We start from the raw sequence: 16,597 nt of genomic DNA on the forward strand, positions 1-16,597 counted from the left end.
GCGGCCCGGCGCCGGCCTGAAGCCGGGTGGCGATGTAAGCCAAAGCTATACGATTGCCGCCGGCGTCGGCTGTGGGCAGAATTTCGGTATGCCCGAAACCCCGATGTCGCCCGCCACCTTGCAGGATCAAGAGCTCCAGAGCCTTGCGACGGAGTGGCGAATGCGTGCGATGCAGGGAGACCAGCTGGCCCACCGCATGGCCCAGGCGCTGGAAGCCGAGCAGCGTCGCCGCATTCGCGATTCGGGCCTGCAGCTCCTGGCGCCCGCCTCCTCGCCGATGCGGGGACCCTGGTGGAAGTTCTGGTGAGCCGCGGCGCCGGCGGCATGCCATTCACGGGGCGCTTCTAGCCTTCGTCCGGCCGTCGGTCTCCGCGGGGACGCCCGGCGCCTGGTGGTACACCTTCTGCAGCAGCCGGATCAGCGTCTCGCGCTCGCGCGCCGTCAGGCGGGCGCTGGTTTCGGCTTCGAGCTGCATCACGGTTTGTTCGGCCTCGCGCACCAGTTGTTCGCCGGCCGGCGTCAGGTACAGGCCGATGGCGCGGCCGTCATGCGGATGGGGCCGGCGCTCGATCAATCCGCGAGCATCCATGGCGGCAATCAGGCTCACCAGGTTGGGCGGCAGGATGTCGAGGGTCGAGCACAGCTGGCGCGACGTTGCGCCCGGGTTGTGCGCGAGCAGCGACAGCACCGAGAAGTCCACCTGCTTGAGCCCGTAGACCGCCATGCGCTCGGCAAAGACCTGGCTGACGATCAGCCACGCGCGGCGCGCGTTGTAGCCGACGAAGGTCTCGAGCACCCGCGTGTCGAGACGATCGGACCGCGGCGCCGGGTGGTGCACCGCGGAGGGGGGTTTCTTGTGCAGGATTGCCATGGCGCGAGGGTAACTGCTCGGCGGTCCGTCGTGTGTGGCTCAGGCGGAAACCTGCTGCGCCTCGCAGGCCCGCTTGACGATGCCGAGCCGCATCTCGAACTCCGGCAGCACCCAGCGGCGGAAGGCCGCTTCGGGGGCCGACCCGCGTGCGGGGTCGGGCGAAGTGCGCCCGATGCGCGCCCAGGCCCAGGCCAGCAGCGCGAGCATGACCACCCGCAGGTAGTCGTCGGCGACCTCGAAGGGCAGGGCGGCGTTGGCCTGCGAAGCCATGGCGACGGTGGTCGTGAGGTAGCGCAACTGTGCCAGGCGGCGCTGAACGTCGGCATCGATGTCGCGCGCGGCGTCGAGCTCGTCGCGCAGCTCGATCAAGAGGCCCGACATGCCGGCGCCGCCATCGGCCAGCACCTTGCGCACCAGCAGGTCGATCGCCTGGATCTCGTTGGTGCCTTCGTAGATCATGGTCACGCGCGAGTCGCGCACCACCTGCTCGATGCCCCATTCGCGCACATAGCCATGGCCGCCGAAGACCTGCAGGCACTCGCTGGCGCCGTGGAAAGCCTGCTGCGTGCAGGCCGCCTTGAGCACCGGCGTGACCAGCGCGCACCAGCGCTGCGCGCGTTCCCGCGCCTTTGGATCGCTGTCGTGGCGCGCCACGTCGAGCTGGATGGCCGTGCGGTAGGCGATCACGCGGGCGCCGTCGATCCAGGCGCGCTGCGTGTCGAGGATGCGGCGGATCGCCGGATGCTCGGCCACCAGGTCGGCGGCCTCGCTGCCCCGGCTCGCCGGTGCCGGGCCGGGGGCGCGCATCTGGCGCCGTTCGTGCGCATAGGCGTCGGCCTTCTGCCAGGCGGCGTCGAGCAGGCCGATGCCCTGCAGCGCCACGTGCAGCCGGGCCGCGTTCATCATCACGAACATCGCCGCCAGCCCGCGGTTCGGCTCGCCGATCAGCCAGCCGGTGGCGTCGTCGAAGCGCATCACGCAGGTCGAGCTGCCATGCAGGCCCATCTTTTCCTCGATGCGCTCACAGTGCACCGCGTTGCGCGCGCCGTCGGGCAGCCGCTTGGGCACCAGCACCAGCGACAGGCCCTTGGGCCCGGCCGGTGCGTCGGGCATCCGGCACAGCACCAGGTGCACGATGTTGTCGCTGAGGTCGTGCTCGCCGCCCGAGATGAAGATCTTGCCGCCCGCGACGCGCAAGCTGCCGTCGGCCTGCGCCACGGCGCGCGTGCGCACCTGGCCCAGGTCGCTGCCGGCATGGGCTTCGGTCAGGCACATGGTGGCCAGCCATTCGCCGGTGGCGATCTTCGACAGGTAGCGCTGCTTGAGCTCGTCGCTGCCGTAGTGCCGCAGGCACTCGTAGGCGCCGTGCAGCAGGCCCGGCGCCATCGTGAGCCCGTGGTTGGCGGCGCTGAGCCATTCGAAGAGCACCGCCTCCAGCACGGCGGGCAGGCCCTGGCCGCCGTCTTCGGGCGCGGCCGAGAGGGCGGGCCATCCGCCATCGACGAAGGCCCGGTAGGCCTCGCGGAAACCCGGCGGCGTGATGACCTCGCCGTCGACGAAGCGGCAGCCGATCTCGTCGCCGTCGCGGTTCGGCGGCGCGATGACTTCGGCGACGAACTTGCCGGCCTCGTCGAGCACCTGGGCCTGCAGCGCCTCGTCGACATCGGCGAAGGGCGCCAGTGCGCGCAGGCGTGGCGTGGCGCCGAGCACGGTGTTCAACACGAAGCGCACGTCGTCGGGGCGGGGCTGGTAGTTCATCGCAAACAGACTCAGGTTGCGCGGCAGGCGAAGCTGGCCGCGCTTTCGGTGTCGCCGCCGGTGTAGACCGCGACCTTCGGATAGGGGCATAGCGGGCGCGTGCGCCGCGCCGACCAGCTGGCGGGGACTTCGGCATTGACGCTCGCCGCGCCCGGACCGCGGGCATTCGCGGCCACGGACTCGGGCGCCTGGCCCTGCTCGACCCAGCCGACCAGCGCACTGAGCATGTCGAACTGGTCGGTGGCCGGACCGCCCGAGCAATGGTTCATGCCGGGCACCGGGAAGTAGCGGGCGAAGCGCGCGGCGTCGCCGCCGTTCGCGCCTTGCAGTCGCTCGTACCAGGCGGCCGTGTCGTCGGACGAGAACACCGGATCGCTGGTGCCGTGGTAGACCAGCATCTTGCCGCCGCGATCGCGCAGCACGGCCAGGTTCGCCGCGTCGGGCGGCGCCATGAAGCCCATCGCCGATTCGCGGTAGACGCCGTCGGTGGCGTCGATCAGCGGCGCGTCCCGGTCCATGTCGAAGCCGAGCGCGAAGGCCAGGCCGCCGGGCCGGCCGGCCAGTGGCGGCGAGGTGAAGATGAAGCCGACGGCGCCGGTGTCGCGGGTCTGCGAGCTGCTGAACTTCCACTCGCGCCAGTTGGCGCCGCCGATGCCGGCATCGAATGGGAAGCTGCTGTAGATCGGCTTGCCGGCGCTGTTGCGTGCGCCGGCGAAGACATTGGCGAGCGCCGTCTTCTGCGGCGCCGTCAGGCACTGGCCGTCGCGAGCGCCAGCGCAGGTCGGCAGGTCGCGCTGCAGGTCGAAGCGTGCCTGGCAGGTCTTCACGTCGGAGACGATGCCGTCCGCCAGGCCGTCGATCGCATCGCAGCGCGCGAGCACGCGATCGGACACGAGCTTGAGCTCGGCCGGCGTGAACGCGCTTTGCAGGTCGGGCTGGCCGGCGCTGGTGGTCGCGCTCGCCACCCTGGCGTACTGCTGCGCGCCATAGAGCTGCGCCACGGCGGCGCGCGGCAGGTTGTAGCCGGGGTTGCCGGCGAGGATGCCGTCGTACTGGCCGGGCGAGCGCGCCGCCGCCGCCATCGCGTGCCGGCCGCCGTTCGAGCAGCCGCCGATGTACGAGCGGTCGGGACCGCGGCCGTAGGCCTTGGCGATCAGGTTCTTGGCTATCGGCGTGAGCTGCGCGACCGCGTTGTAGCCGTAGTCGAGCCGTGCCTGCGGATCGATGCCGAACAGCGGGCCGAGCGAGCCCGCGTGGCCGGCGTCGGAGCTGATGACGGCGAAGCCCATCTGCAGGGCGCTGCTGGCCGGCGCGCCGCCGCCGATGCCGCCCAGCGCGGGAACCACGGCGCCGTCCAGGCCGCCGTTCGCCTGGTAGAAGAAGCGGCCGTTCCATTCCGCCGGAAGGCGCATCTCGAAACCGATCGCGTAGCTCTTGCCGTCGACCGCACTGACGCGCTCGTTCATGCGGCCCTGCACCAGGCAGTGGGCCGGCGCCGGCATGCTCGCATTGCCCAGGGTGACCGGGCCGGCCGCCACCGATTCGATGCGGGTGTATGCCGTGCCCGCGACCGCCGCCTTGGCCGCCAGGTCGGCGCAAGACAGCAGCGGGCCGGGACGGGCGGCGGCCAGGCGCGGCGGCGCCGAGCCCGGACCCGTCGACGTGCACGCCGCGAGGCCGATCGCCACCGACAGGCCCAGCGAGCCGCGGATGGCCGCGGTCCGGATCTTGTTGCGCATGCGCGCCTCCTAGGACTCTGCCGTGAACCCGATCTTCTTGACCAGCGGACCCCAGCGCTCGTACTCGCTCTGGATCGATTTCTTCATCTCTTCGGGCGTGGAGCCTTGCGCGACCAGGCCGACCGAGAACAGGCCTTCGACGATCGCCGGGTCCTTGAGGGCGGCGGTGATCGCCGCGTTGGCGGCCTTGATCACGTCCGGCGGGGTCTTCGCGGGCGCGATGAAGCCGAACCACTCCTCGGCCACGATCTCGGGGAAGCCCTGCTCGGCGAAAGTCGGCACGTCCGGCAGATAGGGCGCCCGCGTGTTGCCCGAGGTCGCCAGCACGCGCAGCTTGCCGGCCTTGGCGAAGGGCAGGTAGTCGCCGGCGGGCGTCATGCTCGACGCGATCTGTCCGCCGACCACGTCGTTGACCGCCGGCAGCGAGCCGCGGTAGGGGATGTGCTTGAGATCGGTGCCGCTGTTGAGGCCCAGCAGCGCGCCGAGGAAGTGAGGCGTGGAGCCGGCGCCCGGCGAGCCGTAGCTGGCTTCCTTCGGATTGGCCTTGGCCCAGGCGATGTAGTCCTTCAGCGTCTTCACGCTCGCCGGCACCATCGGGCCGACCGCCAGGCCGTGAGTCATGACCGCGCCGATCGAGATCGGTGCGAAATCGGCGATCGCGTAGTTGAGCTTGCTGTAGATGTGCGGATAGGTCGACAGGGCCGAAGCCTGGCAGACCGCCAGCACCGAGCCGTCGGCCGGCGAAGTCTTGAGGGCCTCGAGCGCGATGCGGCCGCCGGCGCCGGGCCGGTTGTCGACCACCGCGGCGTTCTTGGTGAAGGCGCTGCCGCCAAGCTTGTCGCCGACGCGGCGGGCCACGCTGTCGCCGGCGCTGCCGGCCGGGAAGCCGTAGAAGATCTTGACCTGGTTGAGCGCTTCGGCCGCGAGGGCGGCGAGCGGATGCAGCGCGCCGAGCGCGGCGCTGCCGGCCAGGGCCTGGACGAAGAGGCGTCGTTGGATCATGTGCTTGTCTCCTTGGGTTGTGTTCTTGTTCAGCGCGGCGCCATGCGCAGGGCGCCGTCGAGGCGGATCACCTCGCCGTTGAGGTGGCCGTTGGTGACGATGTGGCAGGCCAGCGCGGCGAACTCGGCCGGATCGCCCAGGCGCGGCGGGAACGGGATCGAGGCGGCCAGCGACTGCTGGATCGGCTCCGGCAGGGTCTTCAGCAGCGGCGTCGCGAACAGCCCCGGCGCGATCGTGCAGACGCGGATGCCGTGCTGCGCGAGGTCGCGCGCCATCGGCAGCGTCATGCCCACCAGCCCGCCCTTCGAGGCGCTGTAGGCCTGCTGGCCGACCTGGCCGTCGAAGGCCGCGACCGAGGCGGTGAACAGCATCACGCCGCGTTCGCCGCCTTCGTTCGGAGCCAGCTTGGCGCAGCGCGCCGCATAGAGGCGGCTGACGTTGTAGGCGCCGACCAGGTTGATGTTGACCACCCGCACGAAGTCCTCGAGCGGCGCGGCCTGGCCGTCCTTGCCGACGATCCGCTTGGCGCTGCCGATGCCGGCCACGTTCATGAGGATGCGGGCCGGGCCGTGCGCGGCCTCGGCCTTGTCGAGCGCGGCGTTGACGCTGTCGGTGTCGGTGATGTCGCAGACGCAGGCGACGCCGCCGATCTCGGCCGCGACCTTCTCCGCCAGGCCGGCATTGACGTCGAGCACCGCCACCTTGGCGCCGAGGCGCGCGAGTTCGCGCGCCGTGGCTTCGCCGAGGCCGGATGCGCCGCCGGTCACGAGTGCGGCTTGTCCCTGGATGTTCATGCTTTGTCTCCTTGGTGGGTTGGGTCTCAATGGGGTTTGAGCGTGAAGGGCAGCGTCCCCGCATGCAGGGCGTCGGCCAGCGCGGCGCGGTGCTTGAGCACGGCGCGCTGGTTGATCGAGCCCTTGTCGGTCACTTCGCCCTTGTCGATCGAGGGCGGCTCGGAAACGATGTAGGCGCGCGCGATGCGGTTGGCGCTGCCGGTGCTGGCGGCCGCGAGCGTGTCCAGCAGGTGCTGCAGCCAGGCTTGCACCGGCGCGCTCTCGGCCACCTGCTGCAGGGTCGCGTCGGGCGCCAGGCCGGCCAGCGTCCGCAGCGCCGGGGTCGGGAAGATCAGCGCGCCGACTTCCTTCAGGTTGATGCCGGTCAGCACCGCGTCGTGCACGTAGGGGGCGCCGGCGGTGTTGATCTTCGCGCGCAGCGGGCCGACGCTCACGAAGGTCCCGGTGGCGAGCTTGAAGTCCTCGGCAATGCGGCCGTCGAAGCGCAGGCCGCGGTGGATGTCGGCGTCGTCGATCCATCGCACGGCATCGCCGGTGCACAGGAAGCCCTCTTCGTCGAAGGCTTCGCGCGTGGCTTCCGGCGAGCGCCAGTAGCCTGGCGTGACGTTGGGGCCGCGGTAGCGCACCTCGACCTTGCCGTCGACATCGATCAGCTTGAGCGTCATGCCGGGCGTCGGCACGCCGACGTCGCCGGCGCGCACGTCCGGGCTGTTGATGAACATCGCCGAGGGGCCCGACTCGGTCATGCCGAGGCCGGTCGCCATCACGATGCGCTCGCCGATCTCGGCCTCCTGGATCTGGTGCAGCAGGTCCCAGATCGGTTGCGCCAGCGCGGCGCCGGAGTAGAAGAACATGCGCACGCGCGACAGCAGCGTCCTGCGCAGCAGTGCATCGGTCTGCATGGCCTGTGCGATGGCCTCGAAGCCGGTCGGCACGTTGAAGTACACGGTCGGCGCGATCTCGCGCAGGTTGCGCAGCGTCTCGCCCATCAGCGCCGGTGTTGGCTTGCCGTCGTCGATGTAGAGCGTGCCGCCGTGGTAGATCGTGATGCCGACGTTGTGGTTGCTGCCGAAGGTGTGGTTCCAGGGCAGCCAGTCGACCAGCACCGGCGGCTCCTCCGCGAGGGCTGGCATCGACTGCGCGATCTGCACCTGGTTGGCGCACCACATGCGCTGGGTGTTGACGACCGCCTTGGGCATCTTGGTCGAGCCCGAGGTGAACAGGAACTTGGTGATCGTGTCCGGCCCAGTGGCTGCCATGGCAGCATCGACCGCGTGGGTGGCGGGCGTGGCGAGCAGGCTGTCGAAGGGGGTGAGGGCGCGGCCGGCCAGCTCGGGCGCGGGCGTGCCCGGGTCGCCGGCCCCGCCGTGGCCGCGCTGCAGCACCACCTCGACATCGGCCGGAACCACCGCGGCGATGGCGCGGCCGAAGCGCGCGGCGTCGCTCGCGAACACCAGGCCGGGGGTCAGCGTGTCGACGATGTGGCGCAGCTTCTCGTAATCCTGGCTGACGGTCGAGTAGGCGGGCGACGCCGGGCAGTACGGAACGCCGGCGTAGATGCAGCCGAGCGCCAGCTGGGCATGCTCGAGGCTGTTCTCGCTCAGGATCATGACCGGCCGCTCGGCGTCGAGGCCGCGGTTGAGCAGCGCCTGGCCGATGCGGCGTGCGTCCTGCAGCGCGCGGGCGTAGCTCAGGTGCTGCCACTCGCCGGTGCTGCCGTCGGGCAACTGTTCGCGCCGTGCCATGAAGCTGCGGTCGGGTGCCGTCTCGGCCCAGTGCATGAAGCGATCGGTGATGCGCTCGGCGTAGCTCTGGAGCGGCTCGGCCGCCTCGAGGTAGCGCACGCCCGCCGCGCCGTCGCGCACGTTGACGCGGCGCACGCCGAAAGTCACGGGTCGATAGCGTGGCGTCTGGGTCGTCGGACGGGGGGCTTGCATGGGAAATCCTCGGTTTGTCTCAGCTCTTCTGGACCTTGGCCGCCTTGCCGTCCAGGAAGGCGCGCACGCGTTCCTTGGCGTCGGGCGCGGCCTGCGCGATGCCGGCCATCAGCGCCTCGGTGAAGAAGCCGTGGTCGGCCGGCTGTTCGGCGATGCGCGGCAGCGCATGCATCAGCGCGTAGTTGGTCAGCGGCGCGTTGGTCGCCACGCGCTTTGCGAGTTCCACCGCCTTGTCGAAAGCGCTGCCCTCGGGCACCAGGTACTGGGCGAAACCGGCGCGCTCGCCGTCCTCGGCGTTGTAGACCCGGCCGGTCATCATCATGTCGGTCATGCGGGCGGCGCCGATCAGCTTGGGGATGCGAACCGAGCCGCCACCGCCGACGAAGATGCCGCGCGAGCCTTCGGGCAGCGCATAGAAGGTGCTGCTGTCGGCGACGCGGATGTGGCAGGCGCTCGCCAGTTCGAGCCCGCCGCCGACCACCGCGCCGTGCAGCGCCGCGATCACCGGCACCGGGCCGAATTGCACGAGGTCGAGCGCCGCGTGCCACATGCGCGAGTGCTGCAGGCCCTGGCCGGCATCGCGCTCCTGGAGTTCGGACAGATCGAGGCCGGCACAGAAGTGCGGGCCCTCGCCATCGATGACGGCCGCGCGCACCGATGCGGGCAGGTTCTCGAAGGTGTTGCGCAGTGCCAGGATCAGCGCATCCGACAGCGCATTGCGCTTGGCGCCGCGCGTCAGGCGGACGATGGCGATGTCGCCCTGGAGTTCGAGGTGGAGATCGGGGTGGGTCATGATTGCATTCCGGAGTACGATCGATTATGGTTATGAAAAATAACCAATTCAAGCCGCTGAAGGGGATGCGGCATAAGGATTTACCCTAGGACTCGAACCGTTCGGAGACAACGCCATGGACCATCAGAACCTGATCGCGATCGACACTCACACGCACGCCGAGGTGAGTTGCTGGAACCCCTTCGACAACTACGGCGAGGAGTACGACCGCGCCGCCGACAAGTACTTCAAGTCGGGCCGCCGCCCGACCATCCAGGAGAGCGTCGACTACTACCGCGAGCGCAAGATCGGCCTGGTGATGTTCATGGTCGATGCGGAGTCGAACATGGGCCGTCGCCGCATTCCGAACGAGGAGATCGCCGAGGCCGCGCAGAAGAACTCGGACATCATGATCGCCTTCGCCAGCATCGACCCGCACAAGGGCAAGATGGGCGCGCGCGAAGCCCGCCGCCTGATCGAGGAATACGGCGTCAAGGGCTTCAAGTTCCACCCCACGGTGCAGGGCTACCACCCGTACGACAAGATGGCCTGGCCGATCTACGAGGTGATCAACGAATACGGCCTGCCGGCGGTGTTCCACACCGGCCACAGCGGCATCGGCTCGGGCATGCGCTGCGGCGGGGGCTTGCGGCTCGAGTACAGCAACCCGATGCACCTGGACGACGTCGCGATCGACTTTCCCGACATGCAGATCGTGATGGCGCACCCGAGCTTCCCGTGGCAGGACGAGGCGCTCAGCGTGGCGACCCACAAGCCCAACGTCTGGATCGACCTGTCGGGCTGGAGCCCCAAGTACTTTCCGAAGCAGCTGGTGCAATACGCCAACACGCTGCTGAAGGACCGCGTGCTGTTCGCGAGCGACTATCCGCTGATCACGCCCGACCGCTGGCTCAAGGATTTCGAGGACGCCGGCTTCAAGCCCGAGGTGATGCCCGGCATCCTGAAGGGCAACGCGGTGCGGTTGCTGAAGCTCGATCAGTAGCCCCGCCCGGGCTCAGGGAAGCTGTTCCTTTTCGGTTCTCTCCGGGTCCCAGTTGGGCCCGGAGCGCCGGCGCCGCTCCTCGCGCTCGCGTGCCATCTGTTCCTGGAACTGCTGCCGGCCCTTCTTCGCGACCGCGATCAGCTTGGCCCGGTCGCCCTTGTAGTGCGGGTAGGTCTCGTGCATCAACTGGATGTTCCGGAAGCGGAAGCGCATCGCGGTCTCGCGCGCCTCGTGCGCCGGCCAGCCCAGCACCTCGAGCACCGAGCGCGCGCTGCGCAATGACGACTCGAAGACCTCGCGTTCGATGAACTCCACCTTGCGATCCAGCAACTGGTAGAGGTGCGTGATGTTGCGCGCGCGCACCACCAGCCGGGCCTGCGGGAAATGCTCCTGTGCCAGGTCGACGATCTTCAGCGACTGCTCCATGTCGTCGACCGCCACCACCAGCACCTTGGCGGCGCCGGCGCCGGCGGTGCGCAGCAGGTCCAGCCGCGTGGCGTCGCCATAGAAGACCCGGAAGCCGAACTCGCGCAGGCTCTCGATGGTGTCGGGGTCGTGGTCGAGCACCGTGACATCGAGGTTCTGCGCAAACAGCATGCGGCCCATGATCTGGCCATAGCGGCCGAAGCCGCAGATCACCACCTTGGCATCCTGCTGCTCGGAGATCTCCTCCATCGTGGTCGGCGCATGCGCGCTGTAGCGCGGCAGCACCCACTTGTCGATCACCACCAGCAACAGCGGCGAGACCAGCATCGAGAGCGCCACCGCGGCGATCAGGAAGGAGGCCACGCCATGCGGAAGCACGTTCGGCCCGGCGGCCTGGAACACCACGAAGGCGAACTCGCCACCCTGCGCCAGCAGCAGCGTGAACACCGGCCGCTGCTGGTAGGGCACCGCCATCGCCTTGGCCAGGGCGTAGATGACGCCGAACTTGATCAGCAGGAAGCCGATCACCACCAGCGCCATGAGGCCGGGCCGCTCGAGCAGAACGCCGAAGTCGATGCTCATGCCGACCGCGATGAAGAAGAGGCCGAGCAGCAGCCCCTTGAAGGGCTCGATGTCGGTCTCGAGCTCGCGCCGGTACTCGCTTTCGGCGAGCAGCACGCCGGCCAGGAAGGCGCCGAGCGCCATCGACAGGCCGATGAACTGCATCAGCGCGGCGATCGCCACCACCAGCAGCAGCGAGGTGGCGGTGAAGATCTCGGGCGTGTTGCTGCGCGCGATCCATCGCAGCAGCGGCCGCAAGGCCAGCCGGCCGCCGACCACGATGGCGGCGATCACGCCCACGATCTTCAGCCCCTCGAGCGTCCGGTCCCATCCGGTCATGGCCGGTCCGGCGTCGGAGCCGACGGCCAGCAGCGGCAGCAGCGCCAGGATCGGGATCGCCGCGACGTCCTGGAACAGCAGGATCGAGAAGCCGGCCTGGCCGCTCGGCGTCAGGAGCAGGTTGCGCTCGCCGAACACCTGCAGCGCGATCGCGGTCGACGACAGTGCCAGCCCGAGTGCCGCCACCAGCGACACGCGCCAGCTCGCGCCGGCGGCCCAGCCGGCCAGGAACAGCACCGCGGCGCAGCCCAGGACCTGGGCCGAGCCCCAGCCGAAGATCGGCCGGCGCAGGCTCCAGAGGCGTTTGGGCTCCAGTTCGAGGCCGACCAGGAACAGCATCAGCACGACGCCGAATTCGGCGAAATGCAGGATGTCCTCGACGTTGGTGACCAGGCCCAGGCCCCAGGGCCCGATCGCGATGCCGGCCACCAGGTAGCCGATGATCGAGCCCAGCCCCAGGGCCTTCGACAGCGGCACCACGAGCACGGCGGCGCCCAGATAGATCAGCGAGTTGACGAGCCAGGCCGGTGCGTGCTCCATGCTCAGGCCTCCTCGTGGCCGGCCGGCCGGTCGGTTTCGGGCACCGGGCAGCTGATGCAGGCGTCGAGCTCCTCGAGTTCCGGCCAGTCGGGGTAGCTCAGCAGCCGCTGCTTGAAGACCTCGACGTGCGCCCCCAGCTCGTCCTCCGACGCACGGCGCGCGCCATGGAACATCAGCGGCGGCAGGAAGCGCATGCCGCACAGCGCGGCGGTCTGCTCGTAGGGCGGCAGGAAGGCGTCGAAGAAGTAGCGGTTGTAGCTCTGTGGGTGGTAGCTGCCCTCGGGCCCGCCGGTGGTCGCGACCAGCCAGCAGTCCTTGCCCTGCAGCGCTTGGCCGCCGGTGCCGTAGGCCCAGCCGTAGTCCAGCACCTCGTCGATCCAGAGCTTCTGCAGCGCCGGCATCGAATACCACTGGATCGGATGCAGCAGCACCAGCAGGTCGGCACGGGCCAGGCGGGCCTGCTCGGCCTTGACGTTGATCGCGTAGTCGGGATAGCTGTTGTAGAGGTCGTTCACCTCGACCCCGGGCGTGGCCTGGGCCGCCTTCAGCAACTGGCGGTTGACGCGCGATTCGCGCCAGTGCGGATGGGCGGCGATCACGTAGACGCGCGCCGAGCTGTTGTTGTTCGTTGGAGTCGACATGGCGCGAACATTAGCGCACTCCGGCGCGCTCCGCGCGCGGCTACCATGGCGCCTTTGTTCAGCCTGTCGGAGCTTCATATGCCGGTAGTCCTGGTCGCCAATCCCAAGGGCGGGGTCGGAAAATCCACGCTCGCCACCCATATCGCGGGCTATTTCGCCAGTCGCGGACACCCGGTGATGCTGGGCGACATCGATCGCCAGCAGTCGTCGCGGCTCTGGCTCGGGCTGCGCGCTCCCGAGGCGCGCGAGATCCGCAGCTGGGAAGCGTCGGAGGACGGCAGCGTGGTGCGGCCGCCGCGCGGTACCACCCATGCCGTCATCGATACCCCGGCCGGGCTGCACGGATCGCGCTTCAAGGAGGTGCTGGCGCTGGCCGACAAGGTGCTGGTGCCGTTGCAGCCCAGCATCTTCGACATCTACGCCACGCGGGACTTCCTCGACAAGCTGCTCGCGAACCGCCATGCGGCCAAGGCGGAGATCGCCCTGGTGGGCATGCGGGTCGACGCCCGCACCCTGGCCGCTGACCGATTGCGCGAGTTCGTCGCCGGACTCGACGTGCCGGTGCTCGGCGAGCTGCGCGACACCCAGAACTACGTGCAGCTCGCGGCCCGTGGGCTCACGCTGTTCGACATCGCGCCGGGCCGGGTGCAGCGCGACCTCGAGCAATGGCAGCCGATCACCCGATGGCTGGACGCCTGAGCCCGTGTTTACCCCGAGCCTCCATGTCACGACGTGGACAGGAGCAGCGCCGGCGCGCCGCTAAAGTGACACGATGAAAAAGACCTTCCAGACCCTTCAGGATCTCGTCGCGTGCGTCGGCCAGGAAGTCGCCGTGAGCGACTGGATCACCATCACCCAGGCCCAGGTCAACCAGTTCGCCGAGGCGACCGGCGACCACCAGTGGATCCATGTGGACGTCGAGCGCGCCAAGGCCGGCCCGTTCGGCGGACCGATCGCGCATGGCTTCCTGACCCTGTCGCTGCTGCCGCGCTTCTACGAGACGGCCTTCGAGGTCGCCGAATCGCGCATGGGCGTGAATTACGGCCTGAACCGCGTGCGTTTCATGTCGCCGGTGCCAGTCGGCGGCCGGGTGCGCGGCCGCATGAAGCTGCTGAGCTCGGAGCCGATCCCCAACGACGGGCTGCAGATGACCTGGGAGACGACCATCGAACTCGAAGGCTCGCCGAAGCCGGCCTGCGTCGCCGAGTCGGTCGTTCGTCGGTACAGGTAGCTCGCCCCCAGGTTGCCCGCACTTCGTGTCGGGCGCCCACCCCCTACCGGGGGCAACACCAGCGGCCTGGCAAAGCCAGTTCCGCGGTGTCACTGTTGCTCGCCCCCAGGTTGGGCTCACTTCGTGTAGCCCGCCCACCCCCTACCGGGGGCAACACCAGCGGCCTGGCAAAGCCAGTTCCGCGGTGTTTCACGAAGAGGACCGGGCTTCGCCGGTCCTCTCTGATCACGTGAAATCGTTCTGGCGCCATGCCTCGAACACGGTCACCGCGACGGCGTTCGACAGGTTGAGGCTGCGCTGGCCTTCCCGCATCGGCAGGCGCAGCCGCTGCGGGGGCGCGAAACTCTCGCGCAGCTCGGGCGCCAGTCCGCGCGTTTCCGAACCGAACACCAGCCAGTCGCCGGGGCGGAAAGCCACGTCGTGCACCCGGCGCGTGCCGCGCGTCGTGAGCGCGAACATCCGATCGGCCGGTGGTTGCTGGCTATCGAGAAGCGCTTGCCAATTGGCATGGCGCAACAGCGTCGCGTATTCGTGATAGTCCAGCCCGGCGCGCCGCAGCAGGCGGTCGTCCATCGAAAAACCCAGCGGTTCGACCAGGTGCAAGGTGCAGCCGGTGTTGGCGGCCAGGCGGATCACATTGCCGGTGTTCGGCGGGATCTCGGGCTCGACGAGGACGATATGGAACATCGCGCGATTGTCGGTCGCATGCGCCTTGCGTTCAGGCCGGTGGGTCCGTGCGGGCCAGCACGATCGCCGTGATGTGGGCGGCGCCTGCCGCGCGCAGCACGCGGGCCGCTGTGAACAGCGAGGCGCCGCTGGTCATCACGTCGTCGACCAGGACCAGGCGCCGACCGTGCAGCGCCGCGGCGCGCAGCGGTTCCACGGCGAAGGCGTCGCGCAGGCTGCGCAGCCTCTGCTTGCGATCGAGACCGCTTTGCGGCGGCGTCTCGCGCGTGCGCAGCAGCAGGCCGGGGGCGCATTTGGCCGGGTCCAGCCGCCGCGCCAGTTCGTGCGCCTGGTTGAAGCCGCGTTCGCGCAGCCGGACAGGCGCCAGCGGCATCGGAAGCACCAGGTCGGCCCGTTCGAGCGCCGGCTCGACCCAGGGCGCGTTGCGCAGCAGGGTGGCCAGCGGCGCGGCGCGCCCCGCGTCGCCGCGGAACTTGAATTCGGCAATGCACTCCGGCCACGGCCAGGCATAGGCGCAGGCGGCCAGGCAGGCGTCGAGCGGCGGCGGGTGCAGCAGGCAGTCGCCGCACAGCGCGGTGCCCGGCGCGACCGGCAGCGCGCAGGTCCGGCAGCGCGGGACCGGCGGCGCGAAGCGCGCGACGCAGGCCTCGCACACCGGCTCCGCGGGCCAGGCGCGGCAGACCACGCACTCGCTCGGCAGGCGGGCAAGCAACGACGAGAAAGGCCGTCCGGTCCAGGGCTTGAACATCCCTCAATATACTGAGCGGCCCATGCCCACCGACCCCGCACAGCGCCCGCCGACCGTCGATGCCATGGCGGCCGACCGTTGGAGCCGGCTCGCGCCGGCTTCGGAATCGCCCTGGCTGCACGAGGAAATCGGTCGTCGCATGGAGGACCGTCTGCAGTGGATCAAGGCGCGGCCGCGCCACTGGGCCGACTGGGCGCCCCTGCGCGGCGGCCTCGAAGCGCATGCCCTGGTCGCGCGCCGCTACCGCGACGCCGCGCCCTTCGTGATCGAGCCCCGGCCCGCGCTGGCCGCCGCGACCGCCCGGTCGCTGACCGCACCGTGGTGGACCGCGCGGCGCTGGCAAGGCGCCCAGCCCAGCTTCGAGCCGCCGCCGGAAGACGGTGTCGACCTGCTCTGGGCCAACATGGCGCTGCACATGGCGGCCGATCCGCAGGCGCTGATCGCGCGCTGGCACCGGCTGGTCGCGACCGACGGCTTCCTGATGTTCTCCTGCTTCGGGCCCGACACCCTGCGCGAGCTGCGCGCCCTGCACCGGCAGCTCGGCTGGCCGCCCGCCAGCCACGAGTTCACCGACATGCACGACTGGGGCGACATGCTGGTCGGCGCCGGCTTCGCGGAGCCGGTGATGGACATGGAGCGCATCGTGCTCACCTGGGCCAGCGCCGATGCCGCCCTGGCCGAGCTGCGCACGCTGGGGCGCAACCTGCATCCGGGGCGTTTCCCAGCGCTGCGCGGCAAGGCCTGGCGGCGTGCCCTGGGCGCGTCCCTGCCCGAACTCGCGCCGGCCGAGGACGGCGGCGGGCGGATCGCGCTGACCTTCGAGATCATCTACGGCCACGCCTTCAAACCCGCGCCGCGGGTCGCGCTGTCCGCAGAAAGTGCAGTTTCCTTGCGCGAAATGCGTTCCATGCTCCAGCGCGGTCGTGTAAGCAACTGAGTCTGCCCCGGCCGACCCGCTACAATCCGGCGCTGCGTGAACTCCCGGGTATTGTCCCGTGATCGAGGCCTGTCCGACCCCTGTTTGGCAGCGCATCGACGCACCGATTTGCAGAACTCGCCCGTGTCGAATTCCGTGTTTCGTTTTGCCACTGTTTCTGGCCAGAGCATCCACTGGTTCCTGAAGCGCAACTGCTCGGTCACGCCGAGCCAGCTCGGCTGGCTCTACGCGTCGCTCAGCGTGGTGTCGCTCGGTATCGGGACGGTCTTCTGGCTGAACGGCGCGCGGCTCGTGTTGCCGTTCGCATGGCTCGAACTCGCCGCGGTCGGGTTTGCGTTCGTGCTCTATGCGCGGCATGCGACCGACGGCGAGAAGATCGCCTTGCAGGGCGGCAGGCTGGTGGTCGAGCTCGAGAGCGGTGGGCACTATGAGCGCACGGAATTCTTGCCGCACCAGGTGCGGGTCGAGCCGCAGGACAGCGATCGTTCGCTGATCGAGGTTTCGGGTCAGGGTCGTTCGGTCAGGGTGGGGCGCTATGTGCGCCCGGAGTTGCGTGCGGCGCTGGCGCGCGAGATTCGCATGGCATTGCGCAGCGCCTGAGGGGGCGAGCG

At 69.7% G+C, this 16,597-nt stretch carries 17 protein-coding genes; 6 read left to right on the top strand and 11 right to left on the bottom strand.

All coding sequences use genetic code 11. The features are described 5' to 3' along the window. Positions 1-160 precede the first annotated feature (160 nt). Positions 161-307, top strand: coding sequence for a hypothetical protein (locus AC1DYK_RS13420; protein WP_478166765.1), 147 nt, complete (start codon positions 161-163; stop codon positions 305-307). Positions 308-331: 24 nt separating this feature from the next. Here AC1DYK_RS13420 and AC1DYK_RS13425 read toward each other — a convergent pair whose 3' ends face one another. Genes AC1DYK_RS13425 through AC1DYK_RS13455 form a run of 7 tightly spaced genes read right to left on the bottom strand, consistent with a single transcriptional unit; the run spans position 332 to position 8,894 of the window. Continuing rightward, on the bottom strand, positions 332-871 hold the full coding sequence (locus AC1DYK_RS13425) for a MarR family winged helix-turn-helix transcriptional regulator (RefSeq protein ID WP_478166766.1): 540 nt from the start codon (positions 869-871) through the stop codon (positions 332-334). 39 nt (positions 872-910) lie between these two features. Next, on the bottom strand, positions 911-2,629 hold the full coding sequence (locus tag AC1DYK_RS13430; RefSeq protein ID WP_478166767.1) for an acyl-CoA dehydrogenase family protein: 1,719 nt from the start codon (positions 2,627-2,629) through the stop codon (positions 911-913). 11 nt (positions 2,630-2,640) lie between these two features. Next, positions 2,641-4,368, bottom strand: coding sequence for a tannase/feruloyl esterase family alpha/beta hydrolase (locus AC1DYK_RS13435; RefSeq protein WP_478166768.1), 1,728 nt, complete (start codon positions 4,366-4,368; stop codon positions 2,641-2,643). Between the two features lie 9 nt (positions 4,369-4,377). Next, the gene (locus tag AC1DYK_RS13440; RefSeq protein WP_478166769.1) at positions 4,378-5,370 is read right to left on the bottom strand and encodes a Bug family tripartite tricarboxylate transporter substrate binding protein; all 993 of its coding nucleotides are present in this window, start codon (positions 5,368-5,370) and stop codon (positions 4,378-4,380) included. Between the two features lie 29 nt (positions 5,371-5,399). After that, complete coding sequence (locus tag AC1DYK_RS13445) at positions 5,400-6,164, bottom strand: SDR family NAD(P)-dependent oxidoreductase (protein WP_478166770.1); 765 nt, start codon at positions 6,162-6,164, stop codon at positions 5,400-5,402. Positions 6,165-6,190: 26 nt separating this feature from the next. After that, positions 6,191-8,101, bottom strand: a complete 1,911-nt coding sequence (locus tag AC1DYK_RS13450) for a feruloyl-CoA synthase (protein WP_478166771.1) — start codon at positions 8,099-8,101, stop codon at positions 6,191-6,193. A gap of 19 nt (positions 8,102-8,120) precedes the next feature. Next, the gene (locus AC1DYK_RS13455; protein ID WP_478166772.1) at positions 8,121-8,894 is read right to left on the bottom strand and encodes a crotonase/enoyl-CoA hydratase family protein; all 774 of its coding nucleotides are present in this window, start codon (positions 8,892-8,894) and stop codon (positions 8,121-8,123) included. Positions 8,895-9,009: 115 nt separating this feature from the next. On the opposite strand from AC1DYK_RS13455, the gene AC1DYK_RS13460 reads away from it, so the two are divergent. Then, positions 9,010-9,876, top strand: coding sequence for an amidohydrolase family protein (locus AC1DYK_RS13460; RefSeq protein WP_478166773.1), 867 nt, complete (start codon positions 9,010-9,012; stop codon positions 9,874-9,876). Positions 9,877-9,888: 12 nt separating this feature from the next. On the opposite strand, the gene kefC is transcribed toward AC1DYK_RS13460, so the two are convergent. Both kefC and kefF read right to left on the bottom strand, forming a co-directional pair. Beyond that, positions 9,889-11,742 (bottom strand): glutathione-regulated potassium-efflux system protein KefC, encoded by a 1,854-nt coding sequence (gene kefC / locus AC1DYK_RS13465; protein WP_478166774.1) that lies wholly within the window; start codon positions 11,740-11,742, stop codon positions 9,889-9,891. A 2-nt stretch (positions 11,743-11,744) separates the two neighbouring features. After that, positions 11,745-12,383, bottom strand: a complete 639-nt coding sequence (gene kefF / locus AC1DYK_RS13470) for a glutathione-regulated potassium-efflux system oxidoreductase KefF (RefSeq protein ID WP_478166775.1) — start codon at positions 12,381-12,383, stop codon at positions 11,745-11,747. A gap of 78 nt (positions 12,384-12,461) precedes the next feature. Between kefF and AC1DYK_RS13475 the strand changes: the two genes are divergently transcribed. Both AC1DYK_RS13475 and AC1DYK_RS13480 read left to right on the top strand, forming a co-directional pair. Further along, positions 12,462-13,082, top strand: a complete 621-nt coding sequence (locus AC1DYK_RS13475; protein WP_478166776.1) for a ParA family protein — start codon at positions 12,462-12,464, stop codon at positions 13,080-13,082. 73 nt (positions 13,083-13,155) lie between these two features. Continuing rightward, positions 13,156-13,614, top strand: a complete 459-nt coding sequence (locus tag AC1DYK_RS13480) for a MaoC family dehydratase (protein ID WP_478166777.1) — start codon at positions 13,156-13,158, stop codon at positions 13,612-13,614. A 225-nt stretch (positions 13,615-13,839) separates the two neighbouring features. Here AC1DYK_RS13480 and AC1DYK_RS13485 read toward each other — a convergent pair whose 3' ends face one another. Further along, entirely contained in the window at positions 13,840-14,301 is a 462-nt protein-coding gene (locus AC1DYK_RS13485) for a tRNA (cytidine(34)-2'-O)-methyltransferase (RefSeq protein WP_478166778.1), read from the bottom strand. A gap of 31 nt (positions 14,302-14,332) precedes the next feature. Continuing rightward, positions 14,333-15,049: a phosphoribosyltransferase family protein gene (locus AC1DYK_RS13490; protein WP_478166779.1), complete on the bottom strand. Its 717-nt coding sequence runs from the start codon at positions 15,047-15,049 to the stop codon at positions 14,333-14,335. Positions 15,050-15,071: 22 nt separating this feature from the next. Between AC1DYK_RS13490 and AC1DYK_RS13495 the strand changes: the two genes are divergently transcribed. Continuing rightward, positions 15,072-15,986 carry a biotin synthase gene (locus AC1DYK_RS13495; protein WP_478166780.1) on the top strand — a complete coding sequence of 305 codons (915 nt, stop codon included), beginning with the start codon at positions 15,072-15,074 and terminating at the stop codon, positions 15,984-15,986. 123 nt (positions 15,987-16,109) lie between these two features. Beyond that, positions 16,110-16,586, top strand: coding sequence for a DUF2244 domain-containing protein (locus tag AC1DYK_RS13500; RefSeq protein WP_478166812.1), 477 nt, complete (start codon positions 16,110-16,112; stop codon positions 16,584-16,586). The last annotated feature ends 11 nt before the right edge of the window (positions 16,587-16,597 follow it).

The organism is Variovorax sp. P2_H12 (assembly GCF_056403395.1).

Bases quoted from the DNA above. Each gene is read 5' to 3' on its own strand.
- AC1DYK_RS13450 (WP_478166771.1), bottom strand. From the start codon at position 8,101: ATGCAAGCCCCCCGTCCGACGACCCAGACGCCACGCTATCGACCCGTG.
- AC1DYK_RS13420 (WP_478166765.1), top strand. From the start codon at position 161: ATGCGTGCGATGCAGGGAGACCAGCTGGCCCACCGCATGGCCCAGGCG.
- AC1DYK_RS13475 (WP_478166776.1), top strand. From the start codon at position 12,462: ATGCCGGTAGTCCTGGTCGCCAATCCCAAGGGCGGGGTCGGAAAATCC.
- AC1DYK_RS13425 (WP_478166766.1), bottom strand. From the start codon at position 871: ATGGCAATCCTGCACAAGAAACCCCCCTCCGCGGTGCACCACCCGGCG.
- AC1DYK_RS13440 (WP_478166769.1), bottom strand. From the start codon at position 5,370: ATGATCCAACGACGCCTCTTCGTCCAGGCCCTGGCCGGCAGCGCCGCG.
- AC1DYK_RS13455 (WP_478166772.1), bottom strand. From the start codon at position 8,894: ATGACCCACCCCGATCTCCACCTCGAACTCCAGGGCGACATCGCCATC.
- AC1DYK_RS13485 (WP_478166778.1), bottom strand. From the start codon at position 14,301: ATGTTCCATATCGTCCTCGTCGAGCCCGAGATCCCGCCGAACACCGGC.
- AC1DYK_RS13480 (WP_478166777.1), top strand. From the start codon at position 13,156: ATGAAAAAGACCTTCCAGACCCTTCAGGATCTCGTCGCGTGCGTCGGC.
- AC1DYK_RS13460 (WP_478166773.1), top strand. From the start codon at position 9,010: ATGGACCATCAGAACCTGATCGCGATCGACACTCACACGCACGCCGAG.
- kefC (WP_478166774.1), bottom strand. From the start codon at position 11,742: ATGGAGCACGCACCGGCCTGGCTCGTCAACTCGCTGATCTATCTGGGC.
- kefF (WP_478166775.1), bottom strand. From the start codon at position 12,383: ATGTCGACTCCAACGAACAACAACAGCTCGGCGCGCGTCTACGTGATC.
- AC1DYK_RS13445 (WP_478166770.1), bottom strand. From the start codon at position 6,164: ATGAACATCCAGGGACAAGCCGCACTCGTGACCGGCGGCGCATCCGGC.
- AC1DYK_RS13430 (WP_478166767.1), bottom strand. From the start codon at position 2,629: ATGAACTACCAGCCCCGCCCCGACGACGTGCGCTTCGTGTTGAACACC.
- AC1DYK_RS13490 (WP_478166779.1), bottom strand. From the start codon at position 15,049: ATGTTCAAGCCCTGGACCGGACGGCCTTTCTCGTCGTTGCTTGCCCGC.
- AC1DYK_RS13495 (WP_478166780.1), top strand. From the start codon at position 15,072: ATGCCCACCGACCCCGCACAGCGCCCGCCGACCGTCGATGCCATGGCG.
- AC1DYK_RS13435 (WP_478166768.1), bottom strand. From the start codon at position 4,368: ATGCGCAACAAGATCCGGACCGCGGCCATCCGCGGCTCGCTGGGCCTG.